We start from the raw sequence: 22,154 nt of genomic DNA, 5'->3' as shown, positions 1-22,154 counted from the left end.
AATATTTACTCATATAATTACATTAAGTAAAACTTTAACAAACTTTGAATCAATTAAAAATAATTAAGATAAGGATATTATTTATGAAAAAAGAAGAAGATGAATATACATTAAATTATGCTCCAAGTGTGGTTCAGTCTTTAGGCGTTGGATTATATAAACAACTCCCTGCAGCTTTGAATGAACTTATAACAAATTCTTGGGATGCTGATGCTCATAAAGTTACTATAGACATTGATTATAGTAATAAAACTATTACCATTTCTGATGATGGAATTGGAATGTCATACGAAGACTTAAATAATGAATTTTTACTAGTTTCAAGAAACAGAAGATTGCAACCTAAAAATGGCAATGTATCACCTTCAGGAAGACTAGTAACTGGGAGAAAAGGTTTAGGAAAGTTGGCTTTATTTGGAATTGCTGACAAAATATCGGTCACAAGCATTCAAGATGGTGAAAAAAATGGTTTCGAAATGGATTACCTACAAATTACTCAAACCCCAGATAGTAAACGATATCATCCTAAATCTTTATATGTAAAAGAAAGAACATCAAATCATTCTGGAACCAGAATAAAGATTCAAGATTTAAAGTTAAAGAAAATAATGGACATAAAATCTTTAGCAAATTCTCTAGCAAAAAGATTTAACAAATATTCTGATAATGACTTTAGAGCTACTTTAACAGATATAACCCATAATAAAAAGAAAATCTTAAATTCAAAATCTTTTATAGACAGTATAAAGCCAGAAAAAAATAAATTAGAACAGACATATAGATTCCCTGAAGACTTCCAAGATGAAATAAAAAGTAACAACGATTTAAAGCAACTAAATAATAAAAAAGTAAGGGGAGAAATATTTACTCGAGCAACACCATTTTATGCATCTCAATCTGGATTTAGTGTCATTGTTAGAGGAAAATTAGCTAGCGAACTATCAACAAAACAATTTAGCGATCGTGCTAACGATCTGTTTTATAGTTATTCAGTTGGTTATTTTGATATAGATTGCATTGATAATTACTCTGAAGATACTATATCAACAGATAGACAATCGATTAATTGGGATTCAAATGATGATATAAGACAAATTAAAAAAGAAATGAACAGTTTAATTAAATTAGTTGAAAACAAATGGCGAAAACATAGAAAAGATTCTCGTAAAAAGAGATCACAACAATCTTTAAAAGAAAACAAAAAATTTGAAAATTTGAAAAAATCTAAATTTTTTAATAATAATACAGAAGAAATATTAATCAATAATATAAATAAATTAGACAATACTGATATGTCTGTATCAGACAAAAACAAAATAATAAACATATTAGTAGATAATTCTAAACCGTCAAAAATTGATAACAGTATATATACAGATTTAATTCCATCAGATTTCATTACTGGGAATATAAAAAACAAAAAAATAAAAATGATTGGTCAAGAAATGTTTAATGCAACTGCTCCTAAAACCAATAAAAATAAATTCATTAACACGCAAGCTCTTCTTCTTCGTGCAATGATTGATAATACATGTACTTTAGTAGTAAAAAACAATTGGGAATACCTTAAAAATAATTATAATAAAAAACAAAAGGATGCTATAATTACAACAAAAAATATAAAAGATATGATGCCCAAAAGCAATGAACATTTTGATCCTAAAAAATCTGATGAAATTTTAAATTCATTAACTTCTTTATGTTCAACTTCATTATCTCTAAAAGAAAAATACAGAATTACATTAGAATTGCTAACTGAAAAGGGATTGTTAGAAGAAAAGAGTAAAAATGTTTCGTTAAAAAATATTGACAATTGTACCACTTTCCCTAATTTAAATAATGTTCAACATGACCCTTACTACATTATTTCTTTTGATGAACTACAAAGCATTTGGAATCAATTAAGAACTAATTTAGTATTAGCATTTAAAATCATGGAGACTAAAGAGTAATAAAAACGCTTAAATAAGTATTTATTTAAGCGTTTTTATTAAGAAATATATTTAATTATTCAAGTTAAGGATTGTTAATGCAATTTTTTTACTCATGATAGGAGGAACAGCATTACCAATCTGTTTAAAAGCACTTGTTCTACTACTTTCAAAATAATAATCATCGGGAAATCCTTGTAACCTAGCTGCTTCTCTGACAGTTATAGACCTATTTTGATTTGGATCAGGATGAATATAATAATTCCCATCTTTAGCAATATGAGCTACTACAGTATGAGACACATCGTTACCATCTATTGCTTTATATCGATCTAAAAATCCTGTCTTATTCTTATGAGATTGCCATTCAGGTTTTAGTTGATTATATCTTATAGTTTCTCCATGTTTTTTAGCAATGGCAACAAACTTATATATATCTAAATCTTTTAATCGATGTTTTCGTGCAACATTCATCGTTAAAGGTAAATTATATCTTCTATAATACTTCTTCTTTAAAGAACCAATATTTAAGTTAGATGCATAATGGTTATCTATTTCCCCACTGTGCATAAAGGGAAGATCAGAAAATAGATCATTAACAGACATTGAACTTTCTTGAAAATTAGATAAAATACTAAAAAAGTTATTCACAATAGATTTATCTTTTGCCCCAAAAATTATAACTCTTTCTCTCCTCTGAGAAACACCATAATTTATCATATTAATTACTTTAAATTGGATAAAATATCCAATTTTATTAAAATCATTTATCATTTCATCTAATATTTTTTTGTTATTGATATCTTTAAAAGAAAGCAAACCTTTAACATTTTCAAAAACGAAAAAATTAGGATCGTATTTTTTTAAAAATTCAACATAGTATTTATATAAATATATCCTTCTATCCGTAGCTAACTTGGGCTTGTTTCTAGCTCTTCCAATTAAAGAATACGCTTGGCAAGGTGGTCCACCTATAATTCCATCAATTTGTTTATTATTGTTTCTTTTATCAATTTCTGCAAATATTTTTTTTAAATTATTTGCAGAAATATCATAATTTAAAGTTTTATTAATCAAATTAGTGGGAACAAAATTCAACATATCATCATAGGAAATATCCCCATGTAAAAAAGAAGCATAAACAGTCATTTGTCCATTACTTTTTAAATAATAAAATGCATCTCTTAATCTAAGAGTTTTACAAGCATCTTTATCTATCTCAATGTGAGAAATTATATTAAAATCTTTATCTCTAAAACCTTCTGTTAATCCTCCAGCTCCAGAAAACAAATCCAGTATATTCACTACCTGTCACCCACTCTTTAAAACTTTCTTATGTTTATTCTACTATGACGGCACTTTAAAAACACTATCTTTATAAAAATTTACATAATATATTAATAATACAATCAAATAAACTATATTAAAATCATGATAAATATTGGTTTTATTAAGATTAAACAAGATTAGTATTAAAGAGGATTACATATTCATTAATTATTAACACTTCTATATCTAAGCAATCAAGCATTAAAATACTCCATAATTTTAAATCATATTTTCACTGTAATAAAATTAAAGAATAATTTTATCTAAATTCACCTAGCATTGAAGGTAATATGAGCTAATTGTGAAATAATAATAATAATAATGATACCTATAATTTTACCAAGAATTGGCTTAACACCATAAATTAACCATACAACCATCGCAATTAATTCACACGAAAATATAAAATATTTCATAAAATTACTTTTTCTCCCACTTTAAATTGTTATTTAATGTTTCATATACTTCAGAATAAGATAAAAAGGCATTATAACTAGAAATAACAGGAAATGCTGTGTTAAGAACATTCGATATGTCATGATTTTTTTTGAAAATACTAAATATTCGTAATTCCATTTCATTCATTCTTTTAAAATTAACTTTAATCGTTCTGTTCTTGATCTCATAATTCATATGATTTCGATGTCCAGGGAAAATAAAATATTTATTTGAAAAATTAAATAAATATTTAAGTTCTTTTTTATAATCAGATTTTAGTGTATTTATAATAGTTTCACTGTAAGTAGAAAAATCTAATAAATAATTAAATAATATACCCTTTACCAAAACATCTCCGCTAAATATATAATTTTCCATCACTAAAATGAGATCTAAACTTGAATGACCTTTCATACAGTTATATGAAAAACCAAGTCGCTTTAAATTATTAATACTTATTATCTTTTTATTAAAAATCCACGGAATATACTCGCTTACTAATCCATTAACAATTTGTGATTTATATTTACTAGAAACTCTTATTGGTTTTACAAAATCCAAAATAGACTTTAAGTATGAACTACTACCATAAAATCTTATACTCTCGTCAAATATAACTGGAATGCTATTTGGAATAAACTTTAACAATCCGCAATGATCAACATGATGATGTGTAAGTATTATATATTTTATATCGCTAATTTTTAAATTAAATTGCTTTAAATTATTAGTTAATATTTTCAATGCTTCAATTGAACTAGGCCCCGCATCTATCAATATTCTTTCTTTTAAAAAGAAATAAGTATTTACATTTGGTAATTCATTATTTTGTGGAAAAGTAAATTTATATATATTTTTATTTATTTTTTCCATCTGATAATACCCCTACATGAATAATTATTAACCAATATTAAACTTAAGAGATTCAATTGCTATTGGAACCTCTCCAAATCCGTTTATCATCCTATAAATCTTGCCATCATATATCGTGGCATCTCCAACAGCTACTATATTTCTATAATTGGTAACCATTTTACGATCAACTTTTATTTTATTTTTACGTAATTCAATTCCCCAATTATTCAAAAATTGTAAATTAAATCTAAATCCATAATTTACTAAAACTTTATCAGAAATCATTCTTAATTCTTGCCTAGTATGAATTTCCTTTAATTTTATATCATAAATATCAGTAAAAATTATGTTGCTAATTAAATATGGCTTACAAACTTTAATATTACTTTTCTCCACTTCTGAAAGCATGCTTGGTGTAGCTCTAAATTTTTCTCTCCGATGTACAATCGAAACAGATTTAGCAATATTAGATAACAAAAGTGCATTATCAAGTGCAGCTTCACCACCACCAAATATTACGACATCTTTATTTTTAAATTTATCAACATCTTTCACAAAATAATCTGCATTTGTAATATCCAGTTTTTTAGGAATATAATTACCGCATCCAACAGCTAAACATAATCCATCAAAAACATAACTTGTTTCATTTTCCAAAAAAATTTTAACATTCTTTTTTATACATTTGATCTGTGTTATTTTACTATTTAAATATATTTTTACATTAGTGTTAATTAATTGATTCATCATTCTTTGAGAAAATTTTTCTGCTTTTATCTCATCAATTCCCGGAAGGTCTTTAACTATTTTATTAGGATATGCATTAACAAGTTGTCCACCTAATTTATCTGTAGATTCAAATAATGAAACTTCAAAACCATTTTTATATGCCCAATAAGCAGCATATAATCCAACTGGTCCCCCTCCAATTACAGCAATTTTTTTCAATTCACGCCTCCTTAATAACACTAGTTATAACATAATCATTGTCATAAATAATTTTTGCTGTTGCCAAAAAATTATATGGTATTTTAAAATTAAATTTTCTTAAATCAATACTAAAGGGTGTTGAACATTGCATCCCAGTTCCTAGACACTTGAAATAGGATTCTTTAAGGGACCACATAACATTAAAATCAATAATAGTATTTTTTGTATGATATAAAGAATATATTTCATAATCAGAAAAAAAGTAATTAAGAACTGACCAATCACCAATTTCATTATGAACACTTTCTATATCTATGCCAATGGATTTAGAGGAATAAGCAAAAATCAAAAAATAATCTTTATGTGAAATACTACAATTGGATACCTTGTTTTTATTGATAGAGACTACATATGGTTCCCCTTTGTTGTTTTTCTTTAAATAACAATCAACTCCAAATAATAATTTAACTATATCCCTCTCAATGATCTTTTGTCTTATTCTTAAAGATTTATGCTTATAAAATAGTCTTAAATCAATCATAAGAATATCATTTTCATTTAAATTGCAAATAGAACTTAATAGTTCCCTCGGAAACTTTATTCTTTTTATTATCATAAATGACACACCTTACTAGAGCAAAATTACCAATAATATTTTCTAACTCGATATAAGCTTTTAATGTTGTGCCAACTTTAACTCTTTTAAAAAAACAAAATTCCTTTATGCCAGTTAAATATCCATTAACAATATTATTATCGAATTTTAAGAGCATACTTGACTGAGCTGCAAATTCAACCAATAAAACATTTAATAATTGATTACTAGTAGAATACCAATCATTTCTAGTTAAAAACTTTTTTGTCACAACTTTCTTATTATCCACATACAACAAATCATCTACCATTAAAAATGGCGGACGTTGTTTCAATTTGTCCATAATAATATCATTCATTATAAATTCCCTTTATTAGTTGTTCCCTTAAATACTTAGATTCTAATAGTAACTTCTTCTTTATTTCGTCTAAATCTCCTAACATTAGCTTATTAGATAATTTTATAGATTGTATTTGTTTTTCTGTTATTTGTTTTTCAATTAAATCAATTTTTTGATTCATTTCTTTACTATTATCAAAACACTTATGGAAAATACCTAACTTTGTAGCTTCTTCTCCTCCTATAATATTGTTCATATAAATTAATTTTTGAGTATTTGTTATACCAATATACTTTGGAAGGAAAATACTAGAACTTAAATCAATAGGTAATCCAAAGGTAGTAAAATGTTCAAATATTTTTGTCTTTTTAGTAGCATAACGTAAGTCAGAACATAAAAATAGGTTTAATCCTCCACCATATGCAGCTCCAGATACTTTTAAAATAATTAATTTATCAGACTTAATAAAATCAATTATCAAATCATTTAATTTATTAAGGACATATAATAAATAATTATTTTTGTCTGTGATAGATTTTTTAGATAACAAATTTAATGCATTCAAATCTGGTCCCTTGGAAAAAAAGACACGATCTTTACTTGATATTTCAATTATATTAGCATTAGAGTTATTCGCCTTATTAAATGATTCTACTAATCCATTTATAAAATTAACACTAAATATATTACCATTTGAATAATTCAACTTAATCTTATATACTTTCTCCTCTAAATCAATCATTTATTTCTCCGAATTCTGAATGTATTTGAATAAATTATAGCTAGATAAAATTGATGATACAATTCCTCCTCCAGTACTAGTCCAATGACCAGTTAAAAAAATATTTTTTATTGGAGTAATATTTTGTGGTCTTTTAAACATTTGATTTATATCTTGTTCCCAACCAAATGGCGACCCATTATTATTTAATGTATATCGTAAACAAGTATTTGGTGTTGAACTTTCTTTAAAAAGAATGTTTTCTTTTAAATTAGGAATCACTTCACATGCCTGCTTTATAAGTTTATCTTCAGTTATTTTTTTTATTGTTCTCCAATCATTAACTAAATTAAATGGAACAAAAGTTGTTAATACGATGGATTCCATATTATTTGGCACTAAAGATTTATCTACAAGGCTTGGACACGATATAGAAAATGCTAAAAATCTATTATTTTTTTCGTTAAAATTTGAAAAACTATTAAAGACTTCTTCATTATTATAAGAACCAAAATAAAAATTTTCATGTTTCAAATCAGTATCATGAATTATTCTCTTTTTTACAACAAGATACGTCTGAAAAGCAGATAAAGGAGTTTTTAATTTCCTTATTTTAGAAATATATCGCTTAGGGAATGTTTGATCTGGTAATATATTGTTAATAAAGTTTAATAAATCACTTGCAACAATCAAATTATCTTTAATTTCTATCCTTCTATTCCTTTTAAGAAGAACATACTTAGCTACATTGTTTTCTAATAGAACCCTTTTCACTTGAGATTTTAGTATTAATGTTCCACCAACTTCTTTATATTTTTTAACTAAATTATTAGTAAATTCAGAAAAAGAGCCCTTTACATAATAAGCATTTTCATTAAAAAATGATAAAATGGCATAAGAATAGTATATAGCGGAGGCTTTACTTGGAATTGTTCCAAAATAAGCCCAAAGAGCTGATATTGCATCTTTCAATTCTAAATTGTTTGTATATTGTGATAACAAATCAGAAAATGATGTATTATAGTATTTTATAAACATGTCATCATCTAAGACAGATTTATTACTATTTTTCTGTATATTTAAAACAGATTCATATATTTTCTGCATTTCATTAAATATATTTAATATATTTTCTTTTTCTTTTGGAAATAACTTTTCCAATGAATTAATAAACTTTTCTTTAGTGTTTCCAGAGTTATAAGAAAAATCTGGATAACTTGCTTTATAAACATTAGGTAACTTTATAAACAAATCATTTAATTGAAGATCCATCGAATGTAATAAATCACCCAATAATCCACTGTTCCCACCAGCCACTATTCTAACTGCAGAATCAAATAAATAATTACCATTATTCCTAGTAAATGAATGCACATAACCACCTGGCTTATAGTGCTTTTCACATATCAAAACTTTATGACCAAGTTTTGATAAATAAATACCAATTGATAATCCACTAATGCCACCACCAATTATTACATCATCATATTCTAAGGAAGAACTTAACATATAATCATCTCTTTTCTATAATTCAAAATTTTCCATTTCATATTTCAATTCTTCTAAAATTGAAGCGGCAAGAGCCCCATCAATAATTCTATGATCAAACGTTAACGTTACTGTAATTTTATTATTATTAATTCTCCCAAATGCTAAACATATGCTTGAGGAACTAATTGGTATAACACTCTTAACATCGAATTTTCCTAAAGAAGTAATTGAATACGTTCCCAAGAGTTTATCTCTATAATTTTTAATATCAACTAATAAACTAAAAAGAAAGTAACCTAAAAAGAAGGGCAAATTATCAAGTAGATTTAGTGAGCTTGACATATTACGGTTGTTTTTCTTACTATAAATTTGTTTGCTAATATCATAAATATTATTCATCGTTTTATCTAATAAAACTTGTGTATCAACTACTTGAATCCCATTTTCACTGATTTTATCAACCGTATACTTTATATTTCCACTACTAAGAGGGATAAGATTCTCATAACCAAAAAGTGATCGTACAAAATATTTTGTTTGAGGGTAATTATTTAAAACTTTATGTGAAATATAAACAAATATAGATAAATAACTTAAGTTATTTATTTGCTTCACTATTTTTATTTTTTTTGTACTTATATCAGTACTTATCGTCACTGCGGGAACTTTTTTAAACTTTTTTAAGAAAAATAATGTATGTTTTCTTTTTTTATTTAACATTAATTTGCACTAAAATATTAACTAGATCTTTAATGTTTCTACAATTCATATAATCCTTAAAATTAATATTAATATTAAAATTAGTCTTAATATTACTATATATTCTTAAGGTATTAACAGAATCCCACTCAGATAAATTTGAAGGAGCTGTTTCTTCTGTTAAAGAATGGGAGTCTACATCTAACGTTGAAGAGATAGTACTAATTATTTTATCTCTTATTTCTTTTCTTTTCATATCATTTCTCCAATTTAATCCATTTAACTTTTAAGTAATTTAAATTACTTAAATTACTTAATCTATAAAGACATATGTTATTGGTTTCTTTAATCACATCAAATCCACAATTTTTAAAAAAATATTGAAATCTTCTATTTTTATTTGTTTTTATATACTTAGCATTAACCTCGTCTATCTTTAGAGACCTTAAGTACTTTAGTATATAATACAAAGAAGCCCTTTCAACTCCCCTATCAAAGGCTCTACAACTTAGAACCATATTTAAAATTGTAGCAGAATTACTTTCTAACTTGATAAGTATCATTCCACAGATTCCATAGTTACCGTAGCTATCTTCTAATTCAAATCCACGTATTAAATAATTTTTACTATTATTTAATATTTTATTAAAAAAGTCTTTATTATCTCTTCTAGTTGTCATATTAAATTGATTAGTTCTTAATCCTAACTGAACAAACCTATTTATATTGGAATTATTCATCTTTACAATTCTTAATTTTAAATTTAAATTGTTTAAGTATTCTTCATAAGAAAATTTATTTTTTAATTTACTTCTGTTTCGATCATCCTTGTAACTCTGTGTTCTTTCTTTATCTTCATTGGTAATATTTTGTTTCATAAAAAATCCATAATTTAGAATTGAAGATATATTGTCTCTAGGAGTATCCTCATTTATGACAAACGCATTCGTATTGTGCTCAACTAATTGACATTCAAATTTAGAATCATCTACAAAAACAAGACTTGATTCACTAATATTTAATTCATTAGCTATCTGACTAATGTTTTCAAATTTTGGTTTCCAATTTGACTTGATACACACAAAATCAGAAATTTTTAAAATCATATCATCATTTTTATTAAACGTTGACCGTATAGTATTAATGTCATTTTTACTACATATCGCTAGCAAAACGCCTTGATCCTTTAAAAATAATAGAAATCTTTGAAATTTTTTATAATCATTACCTGGATAGTCGTCGCCAATCTCTATATTTTGACATCCAACATCACCAACTATTCCTCCCCACAGAGTATTATCCAAATCAACAACAATACATTTTTTATTTTGACCCCATGAAGAAATTTCATTCATAATAATGCTTTCTGCAAATTTGTTCATAACACTGTTAGAAAACATTCGTTTGGCGTAAAACATCTCAAAATCTTTAATATTAGTTGATGTTGCTTGAAAAATAGTAGCTGTAGAAAAAACATTACATACGACCTTATCTTTTAATAAATCAAATAAAGTAGAGTTAAAACTCATTATTTTTCGTTTTATATTAACTTGTTTATCAATAGAAATATATGAGTGCAATTCATTTTCGGAAATCACTAAATCATTTATAAATATATCAGGATTACAATGTTCCTTTAAATTTCTAATACCCAGAGATATTAGTTTACTTTCATTAATTAAATAATTTTCATCTTTTTGTGTGTTTGATATAATTCCATTATCTGAAATTAGTATTAAACAAATATCTGGAGAAAAATTATATAGTCTACTATTCGTATCTAGTAATTCATACAAATAATTACTACTGTCACCAATAAAAATATCTGGATATTTATCATTAATTCCAAAGTTAAAGGATATATAATTTTTTATATTGTCTACATTGAAGTTACCAATAATTGCAATCTTAATTTTTTCTGCATTTTTAGCTTTATTTAAATTGTCTTTTAAAAATGAGTAGCCAATATTATCTTTACTTTTAAAATCATGATTAATTTGTTTAATAATTTTCACTACTACACACCCTTTAAAACCATTCCTGTAATAATCCATTTACTAGATTCAATAGCAATACAGCAAGATACATCACCATTATGTGATTTATTAATTAGTTTTTCTAATTGAAAAAATGGGAGTGCATTTCCGCAATTTCCTACTTCTCCAACAGCATTTATAACCTTATCAAAATGAAGATTAGAGTCTTCGATTATACTTTTTGTCATAATATTATTCAGTTGAGGTGGCAAAAAATAATTTATTTTTTTATTCTCAATTCCCAGTTTTTGTAAAACATAATTAGATAACTTAGGAACTTTAGCTTTTATTAAATTATAGTCTTCATTCGCAGATAAAAAGTCTTCATTATGATTATTATTAAATGGTACATATCCCATCCAATTTATTTGTTGAGCACTTTTAACATTTAATCCAGTAAATTCGTTCAAAATAGATTCTACTTTTTGAGACCCAATTTTTGATTTATCAGATATAATTGCTGCTCCAGCTCCATCACCAAACAATGCATAGTTGACTATTTCGCTACTTTTTATTTTATTAAATTCTTTATCAAGATCAATAAATTTAGCAATACTATCGACCCCTACTACTAAGACATTATGAATGTTATTGGATTCAAGTAAATATGAAGCTAATTTTATTTCTTGAATTGCTCCAGAACATCCAGAAAGCAACTGATAAGTTGGAATATTATTCATACCTAATTTATCTGCTAATAAATTAACAGTTGCTGGCATTAAATATTCAGGTGTCCCACTAGAAACAATTAGTGCATCAACTAGATTGACATTAATATTTTGTTTAAATAATTTATTACATGCTTCAACTGCTAAATCTAGTGTTGTATTTTCAATTTTTCCAGTATTAAAGTTAAATGAATAGAATCTTTCATTATTGCCTGTAAAGCTATAGATCCATTGTTCAGGAATTTTAAAATATTTTTCCAAATCTTTATTTGTAACTAAATTATTAGGCAAAGACGTACTTACATTGTTAATATAAACACTCATAATGATACATTTCCTTCCATTTAATTATAAGGATGTTTCAGTCCCTGGAGATAATTCAATATTTTGTCCACTTATTATTTCATTATTATTTATAAAATTGTTTATAAACGAAAACGCTTTACCATTTTCAATTTTCTTTGGTTTTAAAGAAAATAATTTAAAATTTTTTTTATTTTCACTATTTAAATAAAAATTTGCTCCAAGAGTTATTATATTTACACAAATTCCAAATGCTGAAATTTCTTTAGATAAAGACTTAACAAAAGAAATTATTGCATTATTATAAATCGGTGAAGTGTGTAATCCAGAATATCTTAGCGCATCATATTTAAGGATAAATATAATGTTTCCTCTTTTTTTTAAAAGCATATTATTTAAAATACTTTTATTAATTAAAAATACATTATTTAATTCTTCTTTTAACAAATTGACTAACTTAATTGGATCTTTAAGTAGTATCTCTTCGTCTAAAACACACAGACCATTAATTAAGGAAAATATTTCATCATTGTGTTCTAATTTATAATTAAAATTTACAAAAGAAACATCATAGTCATTACTTAAATAAATACCTAAATCTTTATTAAACTTATTACATTCATTTGTAATTAAAATTTTATTTTTCATCTTAAGAACCCACCATCTAATTTAATAGTTATATTGGAAAAATATTTGCTATCATTAGAAATAATTTGTCTCACAATATCAGCAACATCTTTTGGACTGCCTAAATTTTTGTTAGAAGTAAATTTTAAAAATGTATTTATGCTTTCCCTAGAAACTTTTTCGACCATTCTAGAATCAAGCATTCCTGGTGCAATATTAATGACCCTTATATTTGGATATATAGTAGAAATTAACTTACTGAATCCAACAATTCCGCCTTTTGACGTAGCATAGTTAGACTGACCTTCGCGTCCAAAAACCGCTGAAACAGAAAGGATATTTATAATTGTTATTTTTTTGTTATTATTAAGATATTTTAATGTGAGTAATAGTGGAGAAAATAAGTCTATATCTAATACTTTTTGCCAGTTTTTCAAATCCATATTCAAAAACAGATTATCTTCATTTATTCCTGCATTATTTATTAATACATCAACATTAGGTTCAGCATTATATAGTTTGTTTAAAAAATTATCATCATTTAAATTCCCTTTTATTAACTTTAAGTGTCTATATCGTTTTAATAATTCATTTGCTTTATCTTCATTATTCAAATATATCCCAATAATATTATAATTTGATAATGTTTCTATTATTGAGCTCCCAATATTACCCGTGGATCCAGTCAACAATATTTTGTTATTCATTTAAAATTTCCTTACTTGTTTGATATCCGCTCCATATAGATCCACTATAGCCCCCACCTGGTTTAGTCCATGCACCACACATCCAAAGATGTTTTATAGGTGTTTTATGCCTTAATCTATTATTTAATGATTGATTTACTGTCTGTGCACTTCCATAAATAGCTCCAGCGAGATTAGAAGTATATCTTTCATTTGTTGTTGGGGTAGCAATAATAATTTCGTCTATAAATTTTGAAAAATCAGGGAAGTTTTTATTTACTCTCGAAATAAGTGTTTTTGCCCAAAACTTTTTTTGAAATAAATAATCATTATAATTAAGGGAATTCCAATAGTCATAATTTGATAACGTAAAAAGAGAAACATTATTATCCAGGGATAAATCTTTGCTAAAATTATCATATATAGTCATATTAAATGGCATACTTTTAATATCATTATTATCAATTCCATCAAATGAAGTTGAGAATACATCATTATTAAAAAATATTTCGTTACTCGAATTATTATACAAACTATTAAATGATGATTTTAAATGTATATATACGACAAAGGAAGACTTGCTAGGAGTTTGTTTATTTATTTTACTTATAAACGTGGGTTCTAATTTTCCCTTTTCAATTAAATTATTAATTAATATGTTAGGAGAAATTGCTGAGATTACATTATTACCATAAAATATATCTCCCTTTCTTGTTATTACTCCTTTTGCTGTATTACTTTTTATAATCACTTTTTTTACGCCATTTCTTCTACAAATCTTTCCTCCGTTATTTTCAATTATCTCTATAAATCTCCTAGATATTTCGGATGATTTATTAATAGGATAATATGAACCATGAACAAAATATTCTGACCATACATAGGCATAAAAAACCATACTCAAATCTTTTGGATGCAATGCAAAATACATCCAATACCTTGAAAACTCATTTATTAATTCATAATTATTAGTGAATGATCGTAAGAATTCATATAATGTCATATTTTTATATTTTAATAACATTGGAATTTCATTAAAAAAATCAATATTTTTGTCAAGACTTACTTTATCTACTTCTTCTTTAATCTCCATAAAAGTACTAATTATAGTATTTACATTTTTTATTTCATACTTATACTTTGAATATAAGTATTTTTTTAACGTATCTATATCTTTAATTTTTATAATATTGTTTTGATCATCAATGAATGAGTATAAAGTTTTCTCTCTAATAAATTTGATGTTATCAAAAAAATTTATTTCATCTAAAATTTTTCTTAGAGATCCCGTTTTATCTAAATTGCCTATGGAATGAAGAGATACCTCATAATTATTTCCATTATGTGAATCAAAGGTAGTGGAATAACCACCAATTTTGTTAGTTTTTTCTATCAAAATAACTTTCCTGCCTTTATTTGATAAAAATGCTCCCACTGCTAGTCCACCAATACCAGATCCAATAATCACATCATCATACTTCATTTTAATTATTGTTAACTAATTCATAAATATAATTGGTTAATTTATCAACAGTTTCGAAATTTTTCTGAGTTTCTTTAATATTCATTTTAGGTATTTTAACTCCAAAATTTTCTTGAATTCCTGCAACTATGTCTAATGCCTCAACTGAATCTAAACCCAAGCCATCTCCAAAAATATGTTCATTATCTTTTATATCGTCTGGAACGATATCTTCCAATTCCAATCTATCAATTAAAATATTTTTCTTTAGAACTTTTTTAATATATGCTTTTTCCAACTCATTTACCTCTTTTTTATATTTAAAATTGTATTATTTCCATTTTTTGTAACATCTAAAATCAAACATTCTTTATGTTCACTTAAGGAATTAAAATATTGCAAAAAATCAAGGCCTAGTTCTTTAATATCAATCGAATCATTAATTTCTTTTCTAATAAAATTAGTTAATTTTTTTCGTATAATTTTATCTTTAGAAGCATTAATTATTAAATTATCTTTCGAAGTATTTAAATATTTGAAGATATAATTTTTTAAAATATTCATATCATTAAAAAACTGTCCTGAATCTATAATTTCAAAAATACTATTATTTGGATTGTCACTTAACACAAATGACTCAAAAAATGACTGCTTTAATGATGTTTGATTAAGTTGGTTGATTAATATTTTCTCAAATTCTGAATTTTCATATCCTGAACCAACAATTACTTCTTTACAATAACCATTTGATATTGCATTTTTCCCATTAATAATACTTGTTAATAACTCATTTCCACCAGTTGTAACAGATGAAGCATATCCCTTTATTCCAAATGCCTCATGTATTTTCCCAGCAGTAGAATTAAGAACTACATCTGGAAATCTTATACTACTTGCATTAGTGAAATCACTATTCCAAACTGATTCTAAATATTTCACAGAACTTTCAAGACTACCAAATTGAGTACCAATAATTAATCCTATAGAATCTAATGATTGCTTTTTATTTAACAAAGATACAGATGCAATTGCCTCCTGTGTTAACGTGTTCATCCTTCTTCTATATAAATTTTTATTAAATGATTTTAAAGAAAAGCTTTTATCTCCATCAATGTGAGAATAATTTGCATGATTAATTTTATTCCCAGTAACTACTGACATATCATTAATAAATACAGAATTCTTTTTTCTATATTTACTTTTTTTATAACTATGTGCGTGATATAAATCACAGACAATAGAACAATTATATCCACCAAAAGCACTATTATTAATCATAAATTTTTTATCTTTATGATTAATCTCTTTTTTATTATTAGTTATAATTTTAAAGCCATTACAGTCATCTCTTATCTTAGTAAAATTCATAGTTGCAGGGTAATATCCTTCCTTTATCAAAAGAAGAGTAGTTGCAAATTCAATAACTGCTGCTGCACCAAGATTATGTCCAAAATATCCTTTACTAGAACTGACATAAATATCGTTAATTAAGTTTCCAAAAAAAGCCTTTATCCCCTTTAATTCAGCACCATCATTAGATAAAGTTCCTGTACCATGAGTATTAATATAGCCTATATCTTCTTTTTTCACGGATGAATTACGCAATGATCTAGATATAGCTGTTTTTACTCCTGAACCATTTGGATCTGGTGCAGTTGGATGATAAGCATCATTACTTAATCCATATCCCATTATTTCAGCATATATATTTGCTCCACGGTCAATAGCAGTATCTAAATTTTCTAATACAACAAAAGCAGCTCCTTCACCTAAACTGAGGCCATCTTTAACATCATATGGTGCACCGGGTTTGGAGGACAATGATTGTAAACTATCAAATCCAGCATAAACTGCTCTTGATAAAGCGTCTGCTCCACCAGCAATCATAAAATTATGTCCATTTTTAATATTGTCATAAGCTAATCCAATTGAGTTTCCACTTGCAGAACATGCCGTATTCACAGTCTCAACTGGTCCATGCAAATTAAACTTGTTTGCTAAATTATCAGCAATTTGATTAAATGGATAATTTAATAAATAATCTTTATCAATACCAGAAAAGCCATAACTGTTTTCAATATTTCTTATACCGCCATTACAGGTACCATATATTAATCCTGATTTCATTAAATTCTTTTCATTTAATTTTGAATCAGATATTGCCTCATCAAATGCAATATCAGCCAAATCTTCAGATCTGGATTTGTAACTGGTCTCTAATTTAACTTCACCACCGATATTAGTATTAAATCCATCTGTATTGATAACACTTAATTTATTAATTTTGGACTTATTATTTAACATATTTTTTAATACGATTTTCTTATTATTTCCTAAACTGCAGATAATACCAATTCCAGTTACTACTACTCTTCTATCTTTCACTATTATCACCTCCTTTAAAATTACTATTATTTAAATTAACAATTTTTCCATGACTAACCACTATTAAATGTGGATTGAGTTTATCAAGCAAAAGTTTTCCATTATTTTCACTTTCATAAACATTTGCTGTAAAAACTTTCATAGGTCCTTTTAACTTTCCATATTTCGAAGTAAACAAATCTCCTGCTATAAAAACATCATCATCACATTGATAAAAAGATACATGACCTGGACTATGCCCTGGAGAACAAAAACTAAGAAGCCCAACTTCTTTTAATAATTTTTCACCCTTTGTTATGTCATGGAGATATATGTTCTTACTTATTATGGAGTATTGAACTTTCCTATTGGGAAATGGTTTATTTCCATAAACAAAGTCTAAATCTTTTTTATTAATATAAACCGGAACATTTTTATACTTATTTTCTACTGAATTAATACCGTTTGCATGATCAACATGACCATGTGTTAGAAATATACCATTTACTTTCCCTAGACTTTTAGCATATTCATATGTTACTAAACCCATGCCCCCTAATCCTGAATCAATAATACATATAGAATTATTCTTTGCTACTATCCAAGTATTAATAATTAAGAATCCAACATTAAATTCGATTTGAATTATATGTTTACTTATTCTTTTAGGATGATAAATAAGTTTATAAAATTGTGAAATCAATAAAATCACCTACTATTTTCTCGACTCTAGGCATTAATTCATTGAAAGGCTCTTCAGAAGTAACATACGTCATTACAGTTCCGTGTAAAAAATAAAAAATGCCTCTCGTTAAAGTAAGAGTAACTTCAGAATTAACTTCTATGGGTAATACAGATTTAATTGATTTATTAATTAAATCTAAGATTTCTACTCTAAGTGAATTTATTTTATGTTGAAAGTTTGCTTTATCTATTTTTTCTCCTCCAAATGTACTTATTAATGGATAAAACTTATTTTGTTTTATACCAAATCTTATATATTCTATACATAAATATTTAAATCTTTTAGAATCATCAGAATAAGAATTATTTATATATTTCATTTTCTTATATAATTCTTTTAGGGGTTGATATGCAACTTCATTAAATAATTCATTTTTATTTTTAAAATATAGATAAATAGTTGTATGTGAATACCCAGATTTTCTTGCAATTTCTCTTACAGATGTATTTTCAACTCCATTCTTAGAAAAAAGTTCCTTTGCAACTTTTAATATTTTTTCTTTAGTAAATTTACTTTTATCCATCCAATCTAAGACCTTTGCATTAATATATAACCAATGGTTACTAACCATTGGTTATATATTAACTACAGTGCTATAATGTGTCAATACTTAAATAACTTATTATAAAAAATAGGAGACTAATTTTGAAAATTCTAATTGCTTTTTGTTCATTAACTGGTAACAACGAAGATATTGCTGAATATTTAACCGAAAAATTATCACTTTCAAATGATTGTTATGAAATAGAAATGTGCGATATTACAATAAACGATATAAAGAATACGGACATTATTATATGTGCCACATATACCTATGAGGGAAGTGATGTTCCAGATGAGGCTCAGTCTTTTTATAATTTATTAGAAAATTGCAATGACTTACCTAATAAATATTATTTTTGCACTGGATCAGGTGACATATACTATAGAGATGATTATTGCAAATCTGTTGACGCATTTTCAAATATTTTAAAAGCAAAAATGGCTAAAAGAATTCATCCAAATATATATATTGACCAAGAAATTAATAATGATGATAAAAACAGACTTAATATTGCAATTAATCTAATTAATAAGATAAAATAAAAAAACATTCTAAAAATTGAAGTGCCCCATAATTGTTAGACATAATCTAATAATTATGGGGTATTTTTTTATGGTTAAGTATTCAAATATTTTTAAAGTTCAAATAGTTAATGAGTATCAGCTAGGCAATATTTCAATAAAAGCATTATCACGGAAATACCAACTTGACTTTTCTCTAATTCGACACTGGATTGAATTAGCCAATCAGCAAGGAATGTCAGCACTTAGAACCCGCCGGGTTCATAAAAAGTATTCAACTAAGTTTAAATTAGGTGTGATAAACTACTATAAAACTCATGAAATGGGAATTATTAAGGTGGCAGCGCACTTTAATTTAAATTCAACTCAGGTTTGGAAATGGACCAAAGATTTTGAAAAAGATGGTGTAACAGCGTTGCGACCAAAAACGAAAGGTAGGCCTAGTATGTCAAAATTAAAACCACCCAAAAAGTCAAAAAAGAGATTACCTAAGACTGAAGAAGAACGTTACTAGGAAGAAATCGCTAATTTAAAAGTAGATTTGTATGATAAACAAATGGAGCTTGATATCCTAAAAAAATTGATCGCCTTGGATCGGAAAAGACGAAAGATCTAGTTCTAGTCATTAAAGATTTAAGGCTTAAATACCCGTTGGAGACACTATTAAAGCATTTTCAACTTCCACGTTCTACTTACTATGACAGTCTTAAACGGGCTGAAAAACCTGATAAATATTCTAGTATCAAAAGTCAAATTATGAAAATTTATCGTCAAAGTCACAAAACCTACGGTTATCGTCGCGTATTGTTAACGTTAAAACCGCGAGGCATTAAGCTTTGTGCCGGAACGGATACGTAAACTAATGAGAAGCTTGGGGCTTAAAACTAATATCTACTCTTCACATCGTCATCGCTATAGCTCTTATAAAGGACGGATTGGAAAAATAGCTCCGAATATTTTACAACAGCAGTTTAACGAAAAAGTTCCTTATCGCGTAATTCATACTGATATTACGCAAGTGAAATTAGCGACTCACAAATGGGATTATATTTCAGCTGTCATTTATGAGGCTTCCAATGAAATTTTAGCTACTTCAATTAGTCAAACTCCTACCTATGAATTAGTTTCTGAGATGTTAGACAATCTTAGTAATCAGCTTCCGAAGGAAGCTCTTCCTTTAATTCATTCTTATCAAGGATTTCATTATCAAACTTATGCCTATCGCAGTTTGCTTAAACGTCATTGAGACCAACAAAGCATGTCACGTAAGGAAAACTGTCATGATAATGTGCCCATCGAAAAACCATTTTAATCTTCTAAGACTAGAATATTTAAACCGCACTCAAGTATTGTCTTCAACTACGTTAAAGCAAACAATCAAAGAATATGTTGAATGGTTTAATACCAAAAGAATTTTTGGCAAGAAAAAAGGACTCACACTGATTGAATATCGGTATGAATCCTTAAAAGTATAAATCTGTATAAAATGTCTAACTTATATATCACTTCATCAATTTGTTGTCTAATTTAAGCGATATTTTATAATGAACATTTGATTTAAATCTTACTAATTAAATACATTAAACAATAATAATTATTCTTTAACTTTATACAATAATCATATAAATTACTATAAACTTATATTGTTCATGGTAATATCTTTATCTAAATTATTAGATGATGAAATTAATTCATGAACAAATTTTCTTCTTCTTTCTTTAGATCCTCTCCCCCGATCATTTATAAGTGTTTCTTGCATAGTTTGCATAGTCTGCATTTTTACAAGCTCATCAAATCTATCATTTTGTAATTTATTTAATGTTTTTTCATTGTAAAATCTCATATGAGAATCATAATTATTTAAAACTATTTTACTCATTCCAATTGCATCTTTAATTGCTTGATTAATACCTTGACCTAGAGCAGGACCCATAGTGTGCGCAGAATCTCCAATCAGAGTTAATCCATCATAACTCCATTTTTTTGTTACACCTCCAGAAACATTCAAATATGTAAAATCACTCCATCTTTTGATAGTCGATATGATTTCATTTTTAGCTTCAGGAAACTCATTGGAAATTTGGGAGACATATGAACTAATAGGTTGAGATCTTAATTCTCTACTACCACCCTTAGGAAGATTTACACCTAATTGCAATTTATTAGGAAAAGAGGGCATAATCACAATATTTCCTTTATCATATATTCTTATTTCAAATTTATCCATTTTTAAATCATTTGGCTTTGGTATTTTAACCCATAATATATCCATATTGAAAGGATGATTAGCAATTTCGCTTTTTAATAATTTATTTACAGTAGATGTTCTTCCATCAGCAGATATTAACAACTTAGAATATAAATTAAACTTTTTATTAGTTTCAATATTAGTAAAATGGGCCCCTTTGCATCTATTCCCATCCATTATCAAATCATCTAGTTTAGTATTCTTAATGAATTTAAAATTATTATGAGCAGATTTGTTTATTTCATCTAACATTATAGGAAGAATGTACGATTGTCTTATATTCATTCCATAAAATGGTAATTTGTAGTCTAATATATATTCACCGTCATCTACTATCGAATATTTATTTACAACTTCTCCATAGGGCTTTATTTTTTCTAAAATTCCTAATTCATCGAAAATATTCAAAACTCCAGGTTGTAAAAATTCTCCTCTAAATTCTCTTTTAAAATCACAAGTTTTATCTACCAAGACAACATTTAAACCTTCTTTAACTAATAACAATGCTTCAAGCATTCCTGCTGGACCTGCACCCACAATAACAATATCATTCATTATAAAATTCCCTCCAATGTCACATTATATAAAAGTAACCAGTGGTTATATAATAACTTAAAAAAA

25 protein-coding genes are annotated in these 22,154 nt (G+C 26.2%); 6 read left to right on the top strand and 19 right to left on the bottom strand.

All coding sequences use genetic code 11. The annotated features are described in order from the left end of the window. The first annotated feature begins 83 nt into the window (after positions 1 to 83). Entirely contained in the window at positions 84 to 1,952 is a 1,869-nt protein-coding gene (locus tag AC6UD8_RS00805) for an ATP-binding protein (protein ID WP_500699089.1), read from the top strand. A 51-nt stretch (positions 1,953 to 2,003) separates the two neighbouring features. On the opposite strand, the gene AC6UD8_RS00800 is transcribed toward AC6UD8_RS00805, so the two are convergent. The 18 genes from AC6UD8_RS00800 to AC6UD8_RS00715 all read right to left on the bottom strand — a co-directional run bounded on the left by AC6UD8_RS00800 (position 2,004) and on the right by AC6UD8_RS00715 (position 18,743). Next, positions 2,004 to 3,221 carry a DNA cytosine methyltransferase gene (locus AC6UD8_RS00800; RefSeq protein ID WP_500723549.1) on the bottom strand — a complete coding sequence of 406 codons (1,218 nt, stop codon included), beginning with the start codon at positions 3,219 to 3,221 and terminating at the stop codon, positions 2,004 to 2,006. Positions 3,222 to 3,680: 459 nt separating this feature from the next. Beyond that, positions 3,681 to 4,571: an MBL fold metallo-hydrolase gene (locus tag AC6UD8_RS00795; RefSeq protein WP_500699086.1), complete on the bottom strand. Its 891-nt coding sequence runs from the start codon at positions 4,569 to 4,571 to the stop codon at positions 3,681 to 3,683. Positions 4,572 to 4,598: 27 nt separating this feature from the next. Further along, entirely contained in the window at positions 4,599 to 5,501 is a 903-nt protein-coding gene (locus AC6UD8_RS00790) for an NAD(P)/FAD-dependent oxidoreductase (RefSeq protein ID WP_500699084.1), read from the bottom strand. A 1-nt stretch (position 5,502) separates the two neighbouring features. Next, on the bottom strand, positions 5,503 to 6,024 hold the full coding sequence (locus AC6UD8_RS00785) for a 4'-phosphopantetheinyl transferase family protein (protein WP_500699082.1): 522 nt from the start codon (positions 6,022 to 6,024) through the stop codon (positions 5,503 to 5,505). A gap of 13 nt (positions 6,025 to 6,037) precedes the next feature. Beyond that, complete coding sequence (locus AC6UD8_RS00780) at positions 6,038 to 6,436, bottom strand: hotdog family protein (RefSeq protein ID WP_500699080.1); 399 nt, start codon at positions 6,434 to 6,436, stop codon at positions 6,038 to 6,040. Further along, on the bottom strand, positions 6,429 to 7,160 hold the full coding sequence (locus AC6UD8_RS00775; protein ID WP_500699078.1) for an enoyl-CoA hydratase/isomerase family protein: 732 nt from the start codon (positions 7,158 to 7,160) through the stop codon (positions 6,429 to 6,431). Before AC6UD8_RS00775 ends, AC6UD8_RS00780 begins: the two co-directional genes overlap by 8 nt. Then, complete coding sequence (locus AC6UD8_RS00770; RefSeq protein ID WP_500699076.1) at positions 7,161 to 8,648, bottom strand: phytoene desaturase family protein; 1,488 nt, start codon at positions 8,646 to 8,648, stop codon at positions 7,161 to 7,163. It lies immediately after the preceding gene. A gap of 15 nt (positions 8,649 to 8,663) precedes the next feature. Further along, a complete protein-coding gene (locus tag AC6UD8_RS00765) occupies positions 8,664 to 9,350 on the bottom strand; it encodes a 2-oxo acid dehydrogenase subunit E2 (RefSeq protein WP_500699074.1) in 687 nt (228 codons plus the stop codon). Further along, complete coding sequence (locus AC6UD8_RS00760; protein ID WP_500699072.1) at positions 9,340 to 9,585, bottom strand: acyl carrier protein; 246 nt, start codon at positions 9,583 to 9,585, stop codon at positions 9,340 to 9,342. Before AC6UD8_RS00760 ends, AC6UD8_RS00765 begins: the two co-directional genes overlap by 11 nt. 1 nt (position 9,586) lies before the next feature. Next, positions 9,587 to 11,344, bottom strand: a complete 1,758-nt coding sequence (locus AC6UD8_RS00755; protein WP_500699070.1) for an HAD-IIIC family phosphatase — start codon at positions 11,342 to 11,344, stop codon at positions 9,587 to 9,589. A 2-nt stretch (positions 11,345 to 11,346) separates the two neighbouring features. Continuing rightward, positions 11,347 to 12,357, bottom strand: a complete 1,011-nt coding sequence (locus AC6UD8_RS00750) for a 3-oxoacyl-ACP synthase III family protein (RefSeq protein WP_500699068.1) — start codon at positions 12,355 to 12,357, stop codon at positions 11,347 to 11,349. 24 nt (positions 12,358 to 12,381) lie between these two features. After that, a complete protein-coding gene (locus AC6UD8_RS00745; protein WP_500699066.1) occupies positions 12,382 to 12,984 on the bottom strand; it encodes a hypothetical protein in 603 nt (200 codons plus the stop codon). Next, on the bottom strand, positions 12,981 to 13,670 hold the full coding sequence (locus tag AC6UD8_RS00740) for an SDR family NAD(P)-dependent oxidoreductase (RefSeq protein ID WP_500699064.1): 690 nt from the start codon (positions 13,668 to 13,670) through the stop codon (positions 12,981 to 12,983). The genes AC6UD8_RS00745 and AC6UD8_RS00740 overlap by 4 nt, the downstream gene beginning before the upstream one ends. Then, positions 13,663 to 15,132: a phytoene desaturase family protein gene (locus AC6UD8_RS00735; protein WP_500699062.1), complete on the bottom strand. Its 1,470-nt coding sequence runs from the start codon at positions 15,130 to 15,132 to the stop codon at positions 13,663 to 13,665. The genes AC6UD8_RS00740 and AC6UD8_RS00735 overlap by 8 nt, the downstream gene beginning before the upstream one ends. 1 nt (position 15,133) lies before the next feature. Beyond that, the gene (locus AC6UD8_RS00730) at positions 15,134 to 15,409 is read right to left on the bottom strand and encodes an acyl carrier protein (protein ID WP_500699060.1); all 276 of its coding nucleotides are present in this window, start codon (positions 15,407 to 15,409) and stop codon (positions 15,134 to 15,136) included. A 5-nt stretch (positions 15,410 to 15,414) separates the two neighbouring features. Continuing rightward, positions 15,415 to 17,496, bottom strand: coding sequence for a beta-ketoacyl-[acyl-carrier-protein] synthase family protein (locus tag AC6UD8_RS00725; RefSeq protein ID WP_500699058.1), 2,082 nt, complete (start codon positions 17,494 to 17,496; stop codon positions 15,415 to 15,417). After that, the gene (locus tag AC6UD8_RS00720; protein WP_500699056.1) at positions 17,486 to 18,178 is read right to left on the bottom strand and encodes an MBL fold metallo-hydrolase; all 693 of its coding nucleotides are present in this window, start codon (positions 18,176 to 18,178) and stop codon (positions 17,486 to 17,488) included. Before AC6UD8_RS00720 ends, AC6UD8_RS00725 begins: the two co-directional genes overlap by 11 nt. Then, positions 18,159 to 18,743, bottom strand: coding sequence for a TetR/AcrR family transcriptional regulator (locus tag AC6UD8_RS00715; protein WP_500699054.1), 585 nt, complete (start codon positions 18,741 to 18,743; stop codon positions 18,159 to 18,161). The genes AC6UD8_RS00720 and AC6UD8_RS00715 overlap by 20 nt, the downstream gene beginning before the upstream one ends. 122 nt (positions 18,744 to 18,865) lie before the next feature. Here AC6UD8_RS00715 and AC6UD8_RS00710 point away from each other — a divergent pair, with 122 nt between their 5' ends. The 5 genes from AC6UD8_RS00710 (at position 18,866) to AC6UD8_RS00690 (ending at position 20,760) form a co-directional block, all read left to right on the top strand. After that, entirely contained in the window at positions 18,866 to 19,306 is a 441-nt protein-coding gene (locus AC6UD8_RS00710; protein ID WP_500699052.1) for a flavodoxin domain-containing protein, read from the top strand. Positions 19,307 to 19,376: 70 nt separating this feature from the next. Continuing rightward, positions 19,377 to 19,799, top strand: a complete 423-nt coding sequence (locus tag AC6UD8_RS00705; RefSeq protein WP_500699049.1) for a transposase — start codon at positions 19,377 to 19,379, stop codon at positions 19,797 to 19,799. Positions 19,800 to 19,936: 137 nt separating this feature from the next. Continuing rightward, positions 19,937 to 20,143, top strand: coding sequence for a hypothetical protein (locus AC6UD8_RS00700; protein ID WP_500723547.1), 207 nt, complete (start codon positions 19,937 to 19,939; stop codon positions 20,141 to 20,143). A gap of 13 nt (positions 20,144 to 20,156) precedes the next feature. Further along, positions 20,157 to 20,531, top strand: coding sequence for a DDE-type integrase/transposase/recombinase (locus AC6UD8_RS00695; protein WP_500723545.1), 375 nt, complete (start codon positions 20,157 to 20,159; stop codon positions 20,529 to 20,531). Then, positions 20,500 to 20,760: an IS3 family transposase gene (locus tag AC6UD8_RS00690; protein WP_500699046.1), complete on the top strand. Its 261-nt coding sequence runs from the start codon at positions 20,500 to 20,502 to the stop codon at positions 20,758 to 20,760. The genes AC6UD8_RS00695 and AC6UD8_RS00690 overlap by 32 nt, the downstream gene beginning before the upstream one ends. A gap of 155 nt (positions 20,761 to 20,915) precedes the next feature. On the opposite strand, the gene AC6UD8_RS00685 is transcribed toward AC6UD8_RS00690, so the two are convergent. Next, the gene (locus tag AC6UD8_RS00685; RefSeq protein ID WP_500699043.1) at positions 20,916 to 22,088 is read right to left on the bottom strand and encodes an FAD-dependent monooxygenase; all 1,173 of its coding nucleotides are present in this window, start codon (positions 22,086 to 22,088) and stop codon (positions 20,916 to 20,918) included. Positions 22,089 to 22,154: the final 66 nt, after the last annotated feature.

Source organism: Fructilactobacillus sp. X1R3C1 (genome assembly GCF_059901545.1).
Note: the sequence above shows the minus strand (reverse complement) of the source record. Positions and strands in the feature narration are given on the sequence as shown.

Excerpts from the sequence above, each read along its gene's own strand:
- AC6UD8_RS00805 (WP_500699089.1), top strand. The coding sequence starts at position 84 with ATGAAAAAAGAAGAAGATGAATATACATTAAATTATGCTCCAAGTGTG.
- AC6UD8_RS00795 (WP_500699086.1), bottom strand. The coding sequence starts at position 4,571 with ATGGAAAAAATAAATAAAAATATATATAAATTTACTTTTCCACAAAAT.
- AC6UD8_RS00785 (WP_500699082.1), bottom strand. The coding sequence starts at position 6,024 with ATGATTGATTTAAGACTATTTTATAAGCATAAATCTTTAAGAATAAGA.
- AC6UD8_RS00780 (WP_500699080.1), bottom strand. The coding sequence starts at position 6,436 with ATGAATGATATTATTATGGACAAATTGAAACAACGTCCGCCATTTTTA.
- AC6UD8_RS00775 (WP_500699078.1), bottom strand. The coding sequence starts at position 7,160 with ATGATTGATTTAGAGGAGAAAGTATATAAGATTAAGTTGAATTATTCA.
- AC6UD8_RS00770 (WP_500699076.1), bottom strand. The coding sequence starts at position 8,648 with ATGTTAAGTTCTTCCTTAGAATATGATGATGTAATAATTGGTGGTGGC.
- AC6UD8_RS00765 (WP_500699074.1), bottom strand. The coding sequence starts at position 9,350 with ATGTTAAATAAAAAAAGAAAACATACATTATTTTTCTTAAAAAAGTTT.
- AC6UD8_RS00760 (WP_500699072.1), bottom strand. The coding sequence starts at position 9,585 with ATGAAAAGAAAAGAAATAAGAGATAAAATAATTAGTACTATCTCTTCA.
- AC6UD8_RS00750 (WP_500699068.1), bottom strand. The coding sequence starts at position 12,357 with ATGAGTGTTTATATTAACAATGTAAGTACGTCTTTGCCTAATAATTTA.
- AC6UD8_RS00745 (WP_500699066.1), bottom strand. The coding sequence starts at position 12,984 with ATGAAAAATAAAATTTTAATTACAAATGAATGTAATAAGTTTAATAAA.
- AC6UD8_RS00740 (WP_500699064.1), bottom strand. The coding sequence starts at position 13,670 with ATGAATAACAAAATATTGTTGACTGGATCCACGGGTAATATTGGGAGC.
- AC6UD8_RS00735 (WP_500699062.1), bottom strand. The coding sequence starts at position 15,132 with ATGAAGTATGATGATGTGATTATTGGATCTGGTATTGGTGGACTAGCA.
- AC6UD8_RS00715 (WP_500699054.1), bottom strand. The coding sequence starts at position 18,743 with ATGGATAAAAGTAAATTTACTAAAGAAAAAATATTAAAAGTTGCAAAG.
- AC6UD8_RS00705 (WP_500699049.1), top strand. The coding sequence starts at position 19,377 with ATGGTTAAGTATTCAAATATTTTTAAAGTTCAAATAGTTAATGAGTAT.
- AC6UD8_RS00690 (WP_500699046.1), top strand. The coding sequence starts at position 20,500 with ATGCCTATCGCAGTTTGCTTAAACGTCATTGAGACCAACAAAGCATGT.
- AC6UD8_RS00685 (WP_500699043.1), bottom strand. The coding sequence starts at position 22,088 with ATGAATGATATTGTTATTGTGGGTGCAGGTCCAGCAGGAATGCTTGAA.